We start from the raw sequence: 17,511 nt of genomic DNA, 5'->3' as shown, positions 1-17,511 counted from the left end.
GGACGCCCGCGGCGAGGCCAGCGCGCCGGTGCGCGAACGCGTCCTCGCGGCACGGAACCGGCAGCGCGCGCGCCAGGGCCACTGCAACGCAGCGCTTTCCGACGAGGCCCTGGCCCACTACTGCCCCCTCGACGACGGCAACCGCGAGCTCCTCGCCCAGGCCACGGAACGCCTCGGCCTGTCACCGCGGGCGCTCAAGCGCTGCCTGCGCGTGGCGCTGACGCTGGCGGACCTTGCCGGGGTGCCGGCGCCCGGGCGGGCGCAGCTGGTGGAGGCGCTGAGTTACCGGCATTGAACGGCCGAGGGGAGAGGCGTTATGCCGCCCCGCAGCTGCCGCCGGACCCTGTGCGGGCCTTTTTAGAGAAGCGCCGCTGCCGCCAGCCAGGCCTGTAGCTGCGGCACGACCAGGGTGATGATGATGAGCCCGAGCATCCAGGTGTGCAGGGACTGGCCTTTCTCCAGGGCCGCAAAACGCCCTTCCATACGGGCGCCCTGCGCGGCCAGGCGCTCATTGAAGCCGGCCTCGAGTTCGCCAAGGCGCCCTTCGAACTTTGCCTCCTGCTCCACCAAGCGTCTTTCGAACTTGGCCTCGAATGCACCGAAACGGCTTTCAAACTTTGCGTCCTGTTCCGCAAAACATTTCTCGAACTTTGCCTCAAGCTCGGCAAAACGCCCTTCAACTTCGACAAAGCGCCCATCAAGCTCGGCAAAACGACCTTCAAATTCGGCAAGGCGACCTTCAAGTTGGTTAAAACGCCCCTCGAACTTCGCATCCTGCCGGGCGAAACGTGCATCCAGCACTGCCTCGAAATGGTCTTTCGTCAGGATGTTGTACGCGTAAAAGCCGAATGCTTCTGCCATGAGTTCCGCCTGCGCATCCGCCTGAGGTTCAGGCACCCCCGCCTCTCGCAGCCGGCGGGCATACCTGAGTGAATCGGACGCCATGGTGGACATGATAGCTCTCCCCGGGACACTGGCAAGAACAGCCAAAAGGAAGCTGGCATGGCTGTAAGCACAGCATGCCGCAGGCGCGGTGCTGCGGGTACATCAGAAGCGCTCCGGAGGCCCTGCCATGCAGGCGATTCACTCCGCCCCCGGGCTTTCAAAGCAGCCCAAGGTCCACCAGCAGGGGGGTCAGATGGTGTTCAAAACGTCGCCAAGCCTCCGAGCTGCCCTGGTACAGCGGCCGGCGGACCTGCGTAGCGCTCGCGGTGCGAACGGCGCGCCCACTTTTATGAAAATCTAGGCAGGCTTCGTTCCAGCTCAGGCCGGCAAACTCGTGCACGCGCTGCATGGTTTCCCGCGGCGCTTCCACGAGAGCCTCGTAGTCAACGGTTAGCAGGCGCTCGGGACAGCGCTGTTCCCAGAAGGCCATCATAGACTCATAGAGGCGGTAATAGCTCGCAAGATCCTCCAGCCGGTACCCCCAAGGCAGCGCCACACCGCTGAAGCGGCGCTTGTAGATCGATCAGCAGACCGCTACCGGGTCCCGCTTCGTGTGAATGATGCGCGCCTCGGGAAATGCGAGCAGCATCCAGCCGATGAAACGGAAGTTTTCGGGCAGCTTGTCGGTAAAACAGGGCGTATTGACAGCGTGCCGTTCCAAGCGCTTGAGATAACTCGCGCGCACCCGCTCCATGGCGGCCGGGGACAGGTCGCCCGTATCAACGACCTCGTTATCCGCGAGCGCTAGACGCATGAAGGGGAGCTCTCCGCAAGGGGTCACGTCGCCATGAGCGCCGAGCATCTGCTCCATGAGGGTGGTGCCGGACCGGGGCATGCTGACGATGAACAGTGGTGCAGGGGTGCCGCCGGCGCGTGTGGCACCTTGCTCAGGGATGCCCGGGGCAAACAGTTCCCGGATGCGCGTGGCCAGCCGCTCGTCGTCCTCGGGGCGATAGTCCAAAACCCTCGCAACGAGATCATTACCCTCTCGATAATGGGCAAAGGATGTCGCGTACTCACCCCTGGCCTCGTGAACCTGCGCGAGGGAAAAACACAGTGCCGCGCGATCCAGCGGGGCCAACGCGTCGCCTTCCTCCGCCAGCAGGCGCGTCACCCGATCCCAGGTTTCCTCATCCCGCCATGCATCGCCAAGGGCAGCCATGCCAGTATAGGTGCTGAATAGCCGCTGATTCCGCGCCAGCGCCTGCCGGTAACTTGCCAGCGCCTCCTGTTCGCGCCCGCGCGATCGGTGGAGGTTCCCCCAAACTGCATGCACCTCAGCGTTGATGGGGTCGCTTGCCAGCGCCTCCTTCAAATACTCCTCTGCTTCGTCGTCACGCCCTACGCTCAGGCTGAACTCAGCCAGCTGCACCAGGCTCGCGACGGGCCGATCGGCATACGCCACAGCCCGCTGTAGATAAAATTCCGCGAGCTCGGGTTCATCAAGTGCCTGGTAGGCAACGGAAACAAGCATAAGGACATCTGCCGCTGGCTCCTCATCGAGTAGCGGGCCCAGCAGATCAATCAGATCGTGATAGCGGCCTTCCCGACTGAGCAGGCCCGCGAGGCGCCTCCGCGCTTCTGCGGCCTCCGGCGCCCGCTCGAGGAGGCGCTCCAGCAGCTCCCGCGCCTGGTCCCGGCGCCCCACCTCCCAGAGGTACTGGGCGACGGCCGGCCGCCAGTCATCATCACCGGCCACCTGCTCCATCAGCAGACGCAGATAACCTTCCGCGTCGGCCTTGCGACCTCGACGCAGTTCCAGATCGACCCGGGCAGACAGAACATAGGGGTCATCAGGCTGCAGCGCTTCCGCCTCCTCTAGTGCCTCCGCAGCCTCGGACGGCCGGCGTAGATCGAGCAGAAGCGTTGCCATGTTCGCGAGCAGGCCGGGGGACGCACCGCCGCTGTCCATTGCGCGTCGGTAGTGGACCAATGCGCCTTCCGGGTCGCCGGCAGACCGGGCGGCGTTGCCGCAGGAGAGGGCGACTCCCGGGTTGCCCGGAAAGCGGGAAGCGGCCTTTTCATACCAGGCGGCGGTGGCCTCGCGATCGCCAAGCTCCTTGTTGACTGCGGCGAGCTCCAGGTAAAAGTCTGCAAAGCCCGGCGTGGCCGCTTGCGCCGCTTCCAGCATCTGCCGTGCTGCCTCGGCCCTCCCCAGGCGGCGCAGCAGCTGCGCGTAGGCCAGCCGGAGGGGCGGAGTAAGGGAGCCTTGCGCCTCGAGCGCACGGAAGGATGCCAGCGCTTCGGGCCCGCTCATCATGCCAAGCGCTATACCAAGTCCCCGGCGGGCATCTCCCAACGCAGGGTCGAGACTCAGCGCACGCGCATAGAGAGACAGCGCATCTGCAAACCGCCCGGCCGTCCATCGCAGGTTGCCGAGGTTGCTGAGGGCTGGCGGGAAGTCAGGTGCAATCGCCAGTGCCTCCTTGAACCAGGCCTCCGCGCCCTCTGCATCGCCGCGATGAAACCGCACGGCCCCGCAGAGGTTTCTGACCCGCTCGCAGTGCGGGTATTCCCCCAGCAAGGCATCTGTCCGTGCCGCTGCGTCATCAAGCGCCCCTCGGCCCAGCATGGCCGCAACCGCTGCCAGCGCACTGGTTTTGTTGTCATCCATTTGCTCCACGTTCGTCACCATTACGCGTCAAAGTTCCTGATAGGTGAGTGTCACCGGCAGCTCATCGCGGAAGGAGCCGCTAAAATAGGATGACACCGTGAGTTCTCCGATAATGCGAAGAATCACCACCTGTGACGCGCCGGGGGCGAATCAAGCGGAAGATCTAAGCAAATCAGAATAAGGCCAGAGCTGATGCGTTGAATTACTTTGCGTTTTTCCATAACACTCAGCGGCGTCATGGCTCGAATAACGAGCTACCACCTGTTGAAATATAAGCAGGAAAAAATAAAACGGCTCAGGAGTTTCTGGAGATTCCGGAGCGATTCAGAAAAATCGCACTGCTTGCCTCTACAAAACACGCCATGCTAACTTATGCTTAGCTATTCCACCTGCACTGATAGACAGTGCCCAGTCAAACTGTAACGAGCCTCCTCCCGGAAGTTGCTGTGGCGAAAAGAAACCACTGCACCAATATCCAATCGGATTTCTGCCTGACCATCAGCTCTTTTATGCTCCGGAAATTCTAACTCGACAAAATCCCCTGCCGGATCCAACCTTCGCGTTTCACCGTTCACGACGGCAATAAGCTCAGCGAACTGGAGCCTACCACGGTGATGTTGCGAGATTTCCTGTAGAGACAATTCAAGTAGAAGGCGAGCTTCAGATGGTCCGTAAACCATCAACGTTGCACCACCCCAAGGCCCCTGATGCACCACACTATCTATACTCGTCGAAATGCCATACATCGGATGTAACTCCAAAAATCCTGATTGACCTGCTTGCGTCCGCACCGTCCCCAAGACCAGATCCGATCTGAATTGTGCGTTGACTCCGGGGCAATCTTCACCCAACACGCTGTCTGCTGAAATCAAACCAATCGAACAAAGCAACAACCACAGACCAGCCACCGCTGTGCTGGATGTGGGGGAATAGTAGTGGTTAGTTTTCATCGACCGTATGTTGCCCGTCTACAGCCCGAAAAATATCGATCTCTAAACCGTCATGCACGCTCCCAGGATCGAGCGACAGCACAGGGGCAGTACTCTCCAGACCGGAAGGTACCGTCTCTTCGAGAACCGCGAATTGCCAGTTTCCATGGCTAAGGGAATCGAAAATAAAATAGCCGTCCTTAAGTGACCGTGTAGTCTCTACAGCCATACCATCAAGCTTCCGGGCTACGACCTGAACTCCAGCGGCAGGCTGATCACTTAACTCAACTTTGCCCGCTACTACCGCACTATCCAAGAATGACAGATCGACCTGATGCGTAACCCCTGGCCGCGCTTGGAGCTGGAACCGTGAACGTGAGGCGGTAAGGAACGGATCGTCAAGCGTTCCACGATCAACAGCAACCGAGACAGGTCGATCAACCGGTAGAGACGGTATTAGAACTCGACCATGCTCGTCAGTGGCCGCAGGAAAAGGACGGCCGTCTACCAGAAAACTAACGTTCTCCAGTGCCCTATCCTCGTCCGGTTCAAACTCACCATCGATTGCTTGGTCCTCAAAGGCCGTGATCGCTACCGCGCCTAGGTAGGAATGCTCAGGACGCATGAGGGATATACGCGATTCCCCCTCTATTCCAAGCCCGAATGTTAACGACAGCCCCGCTGCCCATTGCCCCTGGTCGGTGCTGCTGACGGATGCACTCAGTCTTCCGATAGGAAGCTCATCACTGAATCGCAAACTTGCCGCATAAGCACCGGCATTAAGACTGTATCGGAAACTACCACTTAGTGTGCTGCCATTTTTAAATCTGTAATCCATGGAACCGGAGAAATTTGTATTATCGAATAAATCATCAAATTCTTTCCCCAACGACTCCACCTGTATTCGACTCCGCATTGCCCCACGCCGATACGATCCGAGCAAGCGATAGTTGGTCCTCTTCACACCTTGGCGCTGGAAGCGATTAATGTTTTGGGAAAAATCCATCGCCCCCCATTTATTGCGCCAAATAAGGTCATACTCCTCCCGAATACTACCCTTGGATAACTGATCCCGCCTGTAGGTGAAACCTAGAGACCCAATGCTAAAAGACCCCAATTGCCCCAGTTGCCCCCTCGCTCCCAGCTCTAGACGACTGCTAATAGGCTCCCCACCTATGAACCTCTCGTCACTAACAAATGATTTTTCGTAGAACTTGTAATTTCCTGTTATCGCAGTATCAGCGACGGTAAAACCAAACCCAACGTTTGCGGCGTTCGCGCCGTGGCTCTGATGAACTAAGACAAATTCGCTACGCAGGCGACTCAATGCAGGGCTGAGGATCAAACCGATATTATGGTCGCTTGAATCTTGCGTCTCACCTGCTCTCTCCGGCGCTCCGGGATATAACTGACTAAATTCTGAACTTGATGAATGGTTTGCGCTCAATATCAATCCCGCAGAGAGCCTTGAACTCAGCCCGAAATCTGCTCTGACCGCTATCTGCTCACCTGTCGATTGTTCGTTATTAGTACGACCAAAGACCGACTGGCCCGATTGAAGGAAGCTTCCCCGCAAATGAATTTCTCCGGGTAGCATTTGCCCATCGGGGATGATCTGGCTGACTTCACGCTCCTCGACCTCTCCCTGAGGGCCATACAACATGACTCTAAAATCGTTGGCACCAAAACCCAGCGTCACGTCATCGAAGTTATAACGCCCATCGTCGCCAACAACCAAAAAGTCAATTAGTTCATTACCTCGATATAGTTCAGCGTCCCAGCCGGGCAGGGCATCCCCTTCAATACGTGTGACATCAAAGAGGTCGGGGCGCGAAGTTGGAGTGGTACTGAAAGACACCCCTCGGCCGCGTTGAATACTATCCAACAGTGGCAGTCGCAACGGAGAAATGTCCCCGATTTCTGCGCTGTATAGCCCAGGAATACCAAAAGCTTCGCCCTCCGGAGAAAATCGCCTCCCGGTCCACCTCAGGTTACTGACGCCATCCTGGTCATTCCCGGCGACAAAAATCTGGTTAGTCAGGAAACCCGCCTCAACATTGATCTCCCCAGCGACCGTACTGCTTGCGCCAGAAGTCCCTTCGCCACTGTTGGTCGACACCCCCACGTTACCCCGAGGCGTGCCCCACAGTTTATAAGGGGTATAAAGATTTGTGTAATAGACGTCGGTCTCCATGCCCCCCCGACCGAAGCGCTCCCAGCGTCGTTCCCTTAGCCGGCGAGCATCTGCTGGCAACGGACGAGCGCTCCGCACGTCAACACGCATTGCCCCCTCGTTAAACGTGACACTGAGTCCGAACAAATCCGAAAGTGTACGCTCTCCCATGAACAACTGTCCGTCACGATAATCAATATCGCCCTGGCGCCAATCCCGCACTTCACCATCGATTAAAAGTTTTTTCTCCGCGATATCAATTTCTACATTTGAACTGCCTACACCAAGTCCAATCTGGATAATCTCGTGCGGTGAGAACTCGAAACGCCCTTCGGCGGCGCGTATAAGCGGCTCGACCGACAGGAATAGCTCTCCATTGGGCAATCTTGCTGCGTCTTGAAAATCTGGCAGCAGCTGACCATTGAGCGAGGTTTCTACAAGCAACCAATCAGTGTGACCAACGTCCTCAGCTAAAGCCGAGACACCCGCAAACGCTAAATTTGCCACCGAAATGGAGGCGACAGCAATTAATACTTTGATACATAACCCTGGCGAAAAACTGCGTGTCACTCACCACACACCTCTTTGACAGGGCGACCGCGAGGCGGGTATGTATCCCAGAGGTAGAGGCAGACTGGCTCGCCAAGCACCCCCTCGCCTTCTCGACGCGGCACACGAACGCGCCGCTCTGACGCCGTCTGGCTAATACGTAATCGGCCTTTTGATAGGATCTCACCGGAATTCTGTCCCACCATCGAAACTGTCCCAATGAAACTGACGTCACCAGCATTTTTTTTGACCAGAAAATGGCCGTGAGCATTCTCCTGGTTGGGCGCAGGCATAAATGCACTAATTGTCAGCTCCGGCTGCTCTATCTGATGACGGATATACACTGTGAGCGGTAGGACGGGCTGAATCGCCACCCCTACCGAGAACCGCGTTTCATCCGCCCCCGTACTTTTATCGGGCCCGTCGAAATCAGGTTGATAATCGACTTGACGAGATTTCACCGCCAAGCGAGCAATATATTCTCCAGGGGGGAGATCCGCGGGTGGTCTAAAAACCATCCGCAGCGGCCGACCCCGATTGGCCGGAACTAACACTCGTGGCGGCGACCACCGTAGATAGTCGCTCCCATCAAGAGCACCTTCAGGGACATCAATAGGAGTGATTTCGAACTCCACGGGAGAAGGCGTCATGCTGAGCAGTTGGATTTCACCAGACCTGTGACGCGAATCCAGAACCACCACTGTGTCACTGACAGAAACTGAGATCGCGAGCCCGTAGCGTGGTAGGCAAAAAATAAGGAGCCCCCCAGTCAATGATAAAGCTTTCAACAGGCTTTGCGCTTTGATTTTATCGAGACCAATCAACTCTTTCAGTTTGGACCTTTTCCCGCGCGCACTATTATTGAACAGAGTACATTCCATGACTTATTTATCTCCAGGAAGAAAAGATCCTAAGGAACGTCTGATCTGGTGGTGAAAACTTCAAGCAGCACACTGTCTGTAGTCGCGGACACCAGGCCATCCCTGCAGACGATACGTGTTTTTTGCCTGGTCCCGGTATCGCTGCGTTGTAATGCCGAACTGGCGCTTCACCACCCGAAGGGGATGCTCCGCTGGGGAACGCAAGGCATCCAGCTGCCGGTCCAACTCGCCCCCCTCTTCCGTGGCGGCCGATGATTGTTGTTGCGGTATGGCGTGAAGAGAAGAGAACAGACCTCTCTCAGAGCCATGCTCACGTTGCCTCTGAATGGTCAGTAATCGCTGAGTAATGAATTACCCGTCGCCAACCGCTCTATGCCTCATGTAGGCACGTTGCAGCAGGCACTACCTATAAATTGTCTTCTAGTACAACCTCTATTGTTCCGCCGTATCCACCCATGTTTTCCTGAACGAAATTTGTTGGTAATACCAATGTTCCGCCAATCTTGTATGTAAAAGGGAACCTATCGCCCTCCGTGTATGCGATGAAATCAGGGTCGCCGAGTGACCTCTCTCCGCCATCACCAATTGAAAACAGATCTATTACCTGAATTCCGGACACGGGACTATCTGGCATCCGCAGCCCGGAAGCGCCATTCTGCCCCGCCAAATCGAACGGGAACGAGCTATTGGCCCTAAAAGTGAAATCGAAAGATGTGCGGTTCTCTGGAACTCCAAGCACCGTACACTCACCCAGATGGCCTGGGTGAACCTCACTGATACCAGTGGCTCCATTCAGCTCCAAGCCATTGGGGCCTAGTCGGATCACTCCACTCGCTGGCAACTCAATGCCACCGAGCACGTCGTGCTGGAGGCGGAGGACGCCAAAGTTTACTGCCTTGGTGCAGCTAGCACTGACTGCACCCATGATCCCAATCGTGACCTCCAGTTGAGATGTGTGCGTCGTTGTCTGTGCTGATAATGAGCTCGATATAAAAGCACCCGCAAGAAAAACCGCTCTCGATATTGGTTTCATAATAAGTTTGATCACATGGTCCACGTTTGAAGTTTTTCTTTGACGCTGCCTGACGGACACCGCACCACGAAAAACATGACGCTCAGGGCAAAATGCAGAAAACTGCCTACTGCTCCTGGACGCTAACGTTCATGGTTCCGGAGTACGCACCAAGATCGTCGGCCGTGAGACCGCTGGGGATCGCAACTTCAGCACCAATAAAAAAAGAAGCAGTGCCGCCTGACACGCCGACTGGGTTGAAACCATCCAACGCGAATGCCACGGCTTCGAGAGATTGCTCCGGCCCCGATCCAGCCATTGGCACAATGATCGAAGTTGCACCTCCAACGATAGCGCCGTCGATAAACACCTGCACGGACCCGGCTGACGAACCAGTGACCGTGCATTCGGCTGGCGCGCCTCCGCTTAAGCTGACGCTAGCGGCTCCCGACGCAGTCACCTCGGCTGTGTCCGGATCTACCGCCACCGTCACGCTTGTCTCAGTCATGTCTCCGAATGTAATGGTTCCAAAGCTTAAGTCCGTGCAGGACACACTGACCCCTTGCTCCAGTGTCACCGAGGCTGACGCAGAATCGCTGGCTGTTTGGCCCACCACGACCTGGGGAAAGGCAAGGGCTAGCAAGACTAAGGCCCCGAGCCTAGCCTGAATGTCACGTCTACATTTCACTGTTGGATCACCCTTTGCGGCCGTAAGACCGGTTACCTCTCAACGAATCGACAGATCTGCCGAGAATTGACCGTTAATTGCTCGCGGTCGTTTCAAAGATATCTATCGCCAAACCCACAAAGCCCTCTAATACCCCGATGTCGTTAGCGCCAAGCTCTGCCGGAACCGTTACCTCCCCGCCAATGAAAACAGTCCCAGTTCCATCCCCCTGCAATACGAAATTGCTGCTGCTGGTGCCATCGAATGCTGAACCACTGTGAGTCAATTGGATGATCACGTTACTATCGCCAGCACTACTGCCAGAAAAAAAAACGTCCCCTGAGAACGTCGGGGATATTGGGGTGTCTGGCCCCTCGAACACTACGCCGTTCGCCGCGACCTGGACGTGGTTGTCACCCGGGGCGCCCGAGATAACACACGCGATTGGACTTCCTCCGGATATTGATCCTTCCGTAGTCTTTGATTCAGCGCCCGATACGGGGGCAAGCGTAATCGTTGCGGCGCTTGCCCGAGTGGGCGCAATCGCTAGCACACCGAAATCCAGTCTTTCATCACACGCTATCGATACAGCTTCCTGGATCTCCAGATCAATAAAGGTAGGGCGGTCAAAATCGCCACCAGGCACCGTCTGCGCCGTCGCGAACTGTGCGGTCCCGCCCCATCCTATGGCGAAAAGAAAGGCGATGTTTCGAATTGTTCTATTCCTCATCATGAGAATCCTCCTTAATTCGCTTGAAACAGTGCGCTCTCAAACGAATGGGTCATACAATGCAGACACAGCCCAAACAACCGGCCATTGGCGGCCCGGGCTTGAGTCAACCAGCTGAGCGTGATTAAAGCCGTTGTTGTTGATGACGGGCGGCCCTTTGCAGGAATACCAACCCCAGCATCAAAGCCGCCATCAGCGCCAGTAAAGAGCGCGAGGTGGTCGGCACCGCCAACGCGTCACCGCTGGCAGTACCGCTGGCGCCTCCGGAGGTCGAGACCGACGTCAGCGGGACAATGGGGTCAAGGATTTCGCCATCGGCTGAACCGTGGCGGTCGTATGGTCCACCATCTGTGATGTAGAAGGTGACAGATTGCCCACTCACCGTACCAATCGAGTCCCATTGGTCGGCAACCCTATTCCATTTCAAGACACCCTCCAATGCGGCGTCGGAGTGCACGGTGACCTTGAAGGTCTCTGTGCCCCCATTTGCTACCTGTAGAGCTTTGAACTCGAGCATACCCAGCACCGCCTCAGAACCCTCGGGAAGACCGGGCAAAGAAGCGAAGTTGTCGGTGTCAATCGAACTAGTCGAGACCTCGACGAGCGGGCGGCCACCAAGGGATTCGACCGTTGCATATACAGCCGAGCCGGAATCAGAATCCAACAGAACGGATGCCACCTCGACCTGGTCGGCATCGTCCACACCATCATTGTTGCCATCGCCACTGTTCGGCGCCGCGTCTTCTACTTCTACCGAACCATCAACAAACGCATCGCCATGATTGAAGGCATTGATCTTGACGGTGCAGTCTTCGGTGAGTGCTTCCGTCTGGTAAGTGCTTCCGGTCAAACTGCCTGCGCAGGTGGATGCCGGGTCAATCTGGAGGGCATAACCCGGGTTGACGGTGATATCCAAAGATTGCGTTTGTCCCAATACAACGGTGATTGGGTTATCGCTCGGAGTGACAGAGATTCCAGCGCCAGGTGGGACAGGTGAAGTGTCGACCGTAACCTCAGGATCAGGAAACTCCCAGCTGAGGTAGGGTGCGCCGTCATTGACGGCAGAATTAATGCGCCAAGGACCAGAGGCTGTAAAATCAAACCCACTGAATGTGGCATCATCCAAAAGATCAGCTGCACTGACTCTGGTGCTGGCATACGTTAAGCCAGAGGTATCGCCTACATCCTCGTCGGCACTCTCCAGATAAAGATGCTGAAACGTCAAATCCATGTCGGAGTCTGAAGTCGAAAATGACCCGAATAACGCAATGCTGCTAGGTCGAGTGTTCGAGCCAACTCCATCCCGCAGAACCGCATAACTCTTTTCTACATCACCACTCGGAACATTTGGATCGGTAGCATCGCCATCGAGCCAACCTATTAGCCCACCTGTTCTGGTTGCATTGCCACTAGAATTGGCTATCAGGCTTGCATCGACATAAGCATTTTTTAGCGTAAAGTCTTGCAGGCCTTGAACGTTGCCCACCAGTCCGCCCACAGCGGGAGTTCCAGAGCTGGTTGTCTCCATCGTGGTATCAACAACGGCAAGCTCCTCCAGTGTAACTTCCACACTGATTCCAGAGCCAGTGGGAGGCGGGCCGAGATACGAGATAATCCCACCAATCTTGCCGCTAAAGTCCGTAGTCTTAAGCGTTGAAGAAATTAATTTAAGCCTTGAGAAACTGAGAGCTCGCTCTGATGGGTCCGATGCGCCGGTAGCATATGCGACACTGGATACAATCCCCCCCACGTCCCGAGCATCCTCATCTCCAACTGTAAAATTTTCGAGGACCAAATTCTTGATGCCCGCATCACTCGCGATCAAAAGAGTTCCGAAAAGGCCCAATGCGTTGCCATTTTTATATGCCGTCAAATTTGAAATCCGATGACCATCCCCATCGTAAATGCCTTTTAGCTGAGGGGAATTCCAAGGATCGGGACATTCGTTGATTGATGCGGCATCAATGTCTTGAGTTTGCTTCAAATAAACCGCCGAGGTACTCGCATCAGACAACTGCCCGGAACCGAATCCGTCCCCTACTTCAGACATCCAGTAAAGATTATTAACTGTTTGGATTAGATATGGATCGGTGGAGGTTCCAGATCCCTCTGGCGCTTGTGTCGCTGGACAGCCCGCCTGCGATGGGCTAGCTATGCCCCATAAGCCCGCAACCAACAATACCCCGCAGGTTTGGCGCAGCCGGCCCCGTTTGGTTGCGAATGACAATGTGCCAATTACCATCTGTTGATTCTCCAATCCGGATGTGGGGATAGTTTCGGGACGGGTATTTCACCGGAAGACTCTTAACAGAGAGTTAACAGGGGATGAAGAGCCGCCTAACAATCTGAATTTTTCCGCACGACGTTGTCCAAGCAGCGCTATCCGGCTGCCCGCAGCCTGAGGGCCTGAGCGTAGCGCAGCGGCATGGCTCCCCGAGCAAGGTCCGCCGGGACAATCGACCAAAAGCTCGTCTCGAGGCCTCTTGCCGACTGAGCAGGGGATTACGGCGCTGAACTGGACTTCATCAAGGTGGAAAAAAGCCAACGAAAGGCGGCCCCTCATACATGCACCTCCCGCAGTGAGCCCGACTCTCATACAGCGGTAAGGTCCCACGCGCTTCCCTGGTCATTTTGTGATTTGCGTCACAAGAGAAAAGCTAGCCTCACTCGAGTTATCTGCGTTGCAACGTAATGTTGACCACCGGTTAAACCGCTGCCGCCACACTCTGGGCATCCTTGATGGTCGGTACTAGCATGGACAACGCCGTTGGCGATATCCCCAGAGCTACGGCAGCAAGCCCTACCCGGTCGGGCGACCTAGAAGCTGCGCTGCTCCACGGCGAATTTCGCCCCTGGTACCAGACCGAACACGATGAGCGCGGCCGGGTGCTCGGAGCAGAGGCCCTGCTGCGCTGGGAATGCCCGCGGCGGGGAACCCTGGGGCCCGACCGGTTCATCCCCTGGGCCGAGGCAACGGGCCTCATACATCCGCTCGGCTTCGGGCTCCTCTCCCGGGTAGCACGGGATTGCGAGGCTGGGCTGCTCGAGCACCTCGGTCAGGACTCCACGGTTGCGATCAACCTGAGCCCTGTTCAGTTCACGGAGCCAGACTTCATCCCCCGCTTCGCGGAGCTGCTGGCCCAAAGCCGGCTGCCCCGGGAGCGCTGCAAGCTCGAGGTCACGGAAACGGCAATCGCCGACAACCCCACTGCGGTCACGGCGGGTCTCAACCTGCTGCGCGAGTTCGGCTTCCGGATCATCCTGGATGATTTCGGCACCGGCTATTCATCTCTCACGCATCTCGTCCAGCTGCCCATCGATGGCATCAAGATCGACCGATCCTTCGTGGCGCAGGCGGGCTATTGCGACAAAAATTACGCGGTGATCGCCGCGATGCTGGAGCTGGCGATAGAGCTCGGCCTGTCCGTAACAGCGGAAGGCATTGAAACTCGGGCGCAGCTGAACTTACTCGCAAAGCATGGCTGCCGGAGCTTCCAGGGCTTTTATTTTTCAAGGCCGACGCCCTTTCGCAAAGGCCGACTGTTGCGATAACGGCTCGGTCAGGACGGGACGCCCAGGGTGCTGGCCCCCTGCTGCGTGCAGCGCGGCGTCAGAGAGCTGCCTGTTCGACCGCCACCCCCTCCACGCTGGCGGCCAGCCTATACAGCAATTGTTCCAGGCCGTGACGGTCGAGGCGATGATCGCGCCTCAGGTGGTCATTTACCGCACGTGCCTGCTCAGCAAGCCGCTCGCGGGCCGCGGCAGAAGCGCTGCCCACAAGGCGGTGACTGGCCGACAGGGCAAGCTCGACGTCATCATACTTGAGCGCAAGCCGCAGCGCGTCCTGCACCTCGCCCGCTGTTGCCTTGAAGCCCTGCAGCACCTGCCTCCGCTGCTCTGGAGCGAGCAGGTCGAGGTAGTTACGGTGGCCTACCGCGGGCACGTCAGGGAGGCGGCCGGAGCCACCAGCGAGCGCATCACGTAGCTGCCGCAGCGTGTATGGCTTCAAGAGCAGGGAGTCGAAGCCGTTGTTCAGCGCGCTGTCCCGCGCCTCGGCGCTGGAATCCGCCGTGACGAGTACGCAGCGCGGGTAGTAAAAGCGGCTGCGGCAAAGCGCGCGCAGCTCCTCGAGTGCGGCCAGCCCGTCGCCGTCCGGGAGCTGGCGGTCGAGCAGCAGCACGTCATAGCTTCCCTCGGCAAGCGCCTCCCGCGTCTCCCGTAACGATGCGACGGCTACGACCTGCAGCCCGAAGGAACGCAGCATCGCAGAGCCGATCAACTGGTTTTCCGGCACATCCTCCACCAGCAGTACACGCTGGACCTCGAGCAGCGCATTCGCGGGGTCCAAGTCCTCGCTAGCCGTGGCTATTTCTACCGGTATGGTAACGATGACGGTTGTCCCCTTGCCCAGCTCACTGTCGACTGACAGCCTGCCCTGAAGCGCGTTGACCAGGTCACCCACTACCGTGAACCCGTAGCCTGCGACATCCCCACTACGAAGGGCGGCTAGCGCCTCCGGGGCAAGCCCACGGCCCGCGTCGGCCACAGTCATCATGAGTTCCCGGCCCGTTTCGCCCTGTCGCAAAGCAAGATCCAACTGCACTGCCCCACCGGAAGACGTCGCTGCCAACGCATTCGTCGTCAGGTTGACCAGTATCCGCGATACGTAGCGCCGGTCGCATACGACGTCAGGCAGCCCCGGCGGTATGTCGATCGACAGTAGCACGCCGTTATCGGCCGCCCTTTCGCCCAGGAGACCCTCGATATCCTCGGCAATCCCAACCAGTGAAAACTGGTTAGAAGACGGGCGCTGAGAGCCTGACTTAAGGCGCTCGTAGAGGGTCAGATCCTCGATCACATCGAGGATGTATCGCGAAGCGCGCCGCAGCATGCCGCGCTGCCGGTCCGCACTCAGGTCATCGGCGCCCGATTCGAGAAGCTCAACAACACCGACGATGGTCGCCAGCGGCGTGCGCAGGTCATGCGAGACGGCCACCATGAAACGATCCTTCACGCGCGCCAGTTTCTCTGCCGCCAGGCGGGCTCGCTCCGCCTCCAGGGTCCGGCGACGCACCTCTCGCTCAAGCTTCCGCCGGGCGTCAGCTTCAACACTGGCGAGATCCCGGCCGATACGCCGCCGCTCGTCGATCTCTGTCAAAAAGCGGCTCAAAAGCAGGGCTATGCATAGCAGTACGGTGGCAAAGGGCAGCAGCTGCTGCACCTGGTCCCAGCCGCCTACCGAGCGCTCAGTGAAGAGCAGAGGGCTGCGCAGAAGCGCCACAAGGCCGAGTGGCAGGGCGGAACACAGGCCCAGGCCAGCCCATTTTTGCCCCCGCTTAATCAACAGAGCGAAAGTCAGCAGAATGACAAGCAACACACCGAGCACCGACACGTTGGTGATCACCAGCAGCCATCGCCCTCCGCCGGCCAGGCCAGCGACCCAGCAGGTAATCAGCAGCCCCTGCCCGCCCAGACACACACGCTCCAGCCACGGGTAGTGCTGCGCAAGGGGGAACGCGGTTCTCAGCATACCCAGCATGGCGATGACAACGGGCAGCATGTAAAGCGGGTTCCATACAGCAAAATCACCATGCAGCTGCACCAGCCAGCTGCCCGGCAGGGCGCCGGCATCAAGTATGACGTAGGCTTGCAAACCGACCGTCGCCAGGGCGAGCCAGGCGGCCGATGGGGCCCGAAGCACTATCGCCGCGATCGCGAGAAACAGAGCACAGACCCCCATGCCACCGAGTGCGCCCACAGCCAGGAGACGGCGCTGTTCCAGCAGCTTGACGAAAGCTGTCGGAGAAAAGGAAGACAGCTGCGGCCTTATGGCGGTTTCCGACGCGAGGCGGAAAACCAGCTGTGTCCCGGGTGCGAGGTCAGTCGGCAGGCGAAAGGCGTGGGGCGTGTAGAAGCCGGGCTCGGCAACCGCCGCCAGCCGCCGGACCACCCCGCCCGATGAGCCAACAAGATAGGCGCTCACTGAATCTACCCACCAGTCTCCCATCGTGACGACGACCGGAGCCTCATCGGCAAGCGCTGCCGCCCTATAACGAACCCAGAGAGCCCCCTCCAGGTGCCCGGAGGGGGCAGTGCCGGAACGCCATGCGCGACCGGCTCCGGCGATCGCTTCAGCCACCGTCTGCCCGCCCTCGATATCGTGCAGATAATCGGCGGCGTAATACCGTGCGGGTTCCGCCTTCGCGTCGGGCCCCGCCGACAGAAAGCCGGCCAGAAGCGCTAGCAGAAGCAGGACGTGGATCATTGTGACCCCGTCCATTGAATATGATACCCGCTGCCCTGGATAGCCAGGATCTCGATGTGCTCGAAGCCAGTGGTGGCCCGCAATTTGCGACGAAGCCGGGAAACAAGCACTGATACGGAACGGCCGCTGCCGTAGCCGCTTGAGACAGCGTCGGCGAGGACCTCACGGGCCACCACGGTGTTGCGTCGAAGCAGCCTGCCGAGGATTTCTGTCTCGCCCGCCGTGAGGCGAATAACCCCCCCCCCGGGCGCATGAAATTCCCGGTGCTCAGGATGGAGCGCGAAGCCACGCCACAGAATATGATCCGCCGTCCCGAGGCGTCTGGGGTCCGGATAGACTCTCGCCCGCTCTACGCGCCAGATTAACTCGTCCGGATGAAAGGGTTTGACGATGTAATCCACCGCCCCGGAGCGCAGGCCCCTGGCGCGCTGCTCCGGCTCGCCGCGCACGGTCATGATCAGGGCTGCCTGGCTCGGGCGCAGCTCGGGGAGCAACTCCATCCCGTCGCCATCCGGGAGACCAAGATCCAGCAGCACGACACTGAAGCGGAAGCGGCGTAGAATGCGCTTGGCCTCAGTGCAGTTACTTACCGAGGTTACGCGGAACCCCGCATCGCGAAGCAGAGCTTCGCAAAGGTATTTGTTGGCGAAGTCGTCCTCGACGATCAGCACCGTAGTACCGGGGTTGCCCCCGATCGTGCCGGTTTTGAGCGGGCTGTCTGACGTCATGACACTTCCTCTCATTTC

12 protein-coding genes and 1 pseudogene are annotated in these 17,511 nt (G+C 58.3%); 2 read left to right on the top strand and 11 right to left on the bottom strand.

The genetic code is table 11. The features are described 5' to 3' along the window. Positions 1 to 295: magnesium chelatase subunit ChlI family protein (locus tag HRUBRA_RS09580; protein WP_035516611.1), on the top strand; the 295-nt coding region annotated here is incomplete at its 5' end. Between the two features lie 62 nt (positions 296 to 357). On the opposite strand, the gene HRUBRA_RS14725 is transcribed toward HRUBRA_RS09580, so the two are convergent. The 9 genes and pseudogenes from HRUBRA_RS14725 to HRUBRA_RS15165 all read right to left on the bottom strand — a co-directional run bounded on the left by HRUBRA_RS14725 (position 358) and on the right by HRUBRA_RS15165 (position 12,742). Continuing rightward, positions 358 to 954: a hypothetical protein gene (locus HRUBRA_RS14725; RefSeq protein ID WP_144244443.1), complete on the bottom strand. Its 597-nt coding sequence runs from the start codon at positions 952 to 954 to the stop codon at positions 358 to 360. A 148-nt stretch (positions 955 to 1,102) separates the two neighbouring features. Continuing rightward, positions 1,103 to 3,517, bottom strand: a pseudogene (locus tag HRUBRA_RS09565) (sulfotransferase). Positions 3,518 to 3,939: 422 nt separating this feature from the next. Next, positions 3,940 to 4,509 (bottom strand): hypothetical protein, encoded by a 570-nt coding sequence (locus tag HRUBRA_RS15185; protein WP_144244442.1) that lies wholly within the window; start codon positions 4,507 to 4,509, stop codon positions 3,940 to 3,942. Then, positions 4,499 to 7,231 carry a hypothetical protein gene (locus HRUBRA_RS15180; RefSeq protein ID WP_144244441.1) on the bottom strand — a complete coding sequence of 911 codons (2,733 nt, stop codon included), beginning with the start codon at positions 7,229 to 7,231 and terminating at the stop codon, positions 4,499 to 4,501. The genes HRUBRA_RS15185 and HRUBRA_RS15180 overlap by 11 nt, the downstream gene beginning before the upstream one ends. Then, on the bottom strand, positions 7,228 to 8,091 hold the full coding sequence (locus HRUBRA_RS15175) for a hypothetical protein (RefSeq protein ID WP_144244440.1): 864 nt from the start codon (positions 8,089 to 8,091) through the stop codon (positions 7,228 to 7,230). The genes HRUBRA_RS15180 and HRUBRA_RS15175 overlap by 4 nt, the downstream gene beginning before the upstream one ends. A 406-nt stretch (positions 8,092 to 8,497) precedes the next feature. Further along, on the bottom strand, positions 8,498 to 9,148 hold the full coding sequence (locus HRUBRA_RS15170; protein ID WP_144244439.1) for a hypothetical protein: 651 nt from the start codon (positions 9,146 to 9,148) through the stop codon (positions 8,498 to 8,500). Between the two features lie 82 nt (positions 9,149 to 9,230). Further along, positions 9,231 to 9,656 carry a DUF4402 domain-containing protein gene (locus HRUBRA_RS09560; protein WP_035516606.1) on the bottom strand — a complete coding sequence of 142 codons (426 nt, stop codon included), beginning with the start codon at positions 9,654 to 9,656 and terminating at the stop codon, positions 9,231 to 9,233. Between the two features lie 208 nt (positions 9,657 to 9,864). Further along, complete coding sequence (locus HRUBRA_RS09555; protein WP_035516605.1) at positions 9,865 to 10,503, bottom strand: hypothetical protein; 639 nt, start codon at positions 10,501 to 10,503, stop codon at positions 9,865 to 9,867. A gap of 121 nt (positions 10,504 to 10,624) precedes the next feature. Next, entirely contained in the window at positions 10,625 to 12,742 is a 2,118-nt protein-coding gene (locus tag HRUBRA_RS15165) for a choice-of-anchor U domain-containing protein (RefSeq protein WP_144244437.1), read from the bottom strand. A 512-nt stretch (positions 12,743 to 13,254) separates the two neighbouring features. Here HRUBRA_RS15165 and HRUBRA_RS09545 point away from each other — a divergent pair. Next, on the top strand, positions 13,255 to 14,052 hold the full coding sequence (locus HRUBRA_RS09545; RefSeq protein WP_052094611.1) for an EAL domain-containing protein: 798 nt from the start codon (positions 13,255 to 13,257) through the stop codon (positions 14,050 to 14,052). A gap of 58 nt (positions 14,053 to 14,110) precedes the next feature. Here HRUBRA_RS09545 and HRUBRA_RS09540 read toward each other — a convergent pair whose 3' ends face one another. Then, positions 14,111 to 16,780 carry a response regulator gene (locus HRUBRA_RS09540; protein WP_084592574.1) on the bottom strand — a complete coding sequence of 890 codons (2,670 nt, stop codon included), beginning with the start codon at positions 16,778 to 16,780 and terminating at the stop codon, positions 14,111 to 14,113. Next, on the bottom strand, positions 16,762 to 17,493 hold the full coding sequence (locus HRUBRA_RS09535; RefSeq protein ID WP_052094610.1) for a response regulator transcription factor: 732 nt from the start codon (positions 17,491 to 17,493) through the stop codon (positions 16,762 to 16,764). The genes HRUBRA_RS09540 and HRUBRA_RS09535 overlap by 19 nt, the downstream gene beginning before the upstream one ends. Positions 17,494 to 17,511 lie beyond the last annotated feature (18 nt).

This window comes from Pseudohaliea rubra DSM 19751, assembly GCF_000764025.1.
Taxonomy (GTDB): Bacteria; Pseudomonadota; Gammaproteobacteria; order Pseudomonadales; family Halieaceae; genus Pseudohaliea; species Pseudohaliea rubra.
Note: the sequence above shows the minus strand (reverse complement) of the source record. Positions and strands in the feature narration are given on the sequence as shown.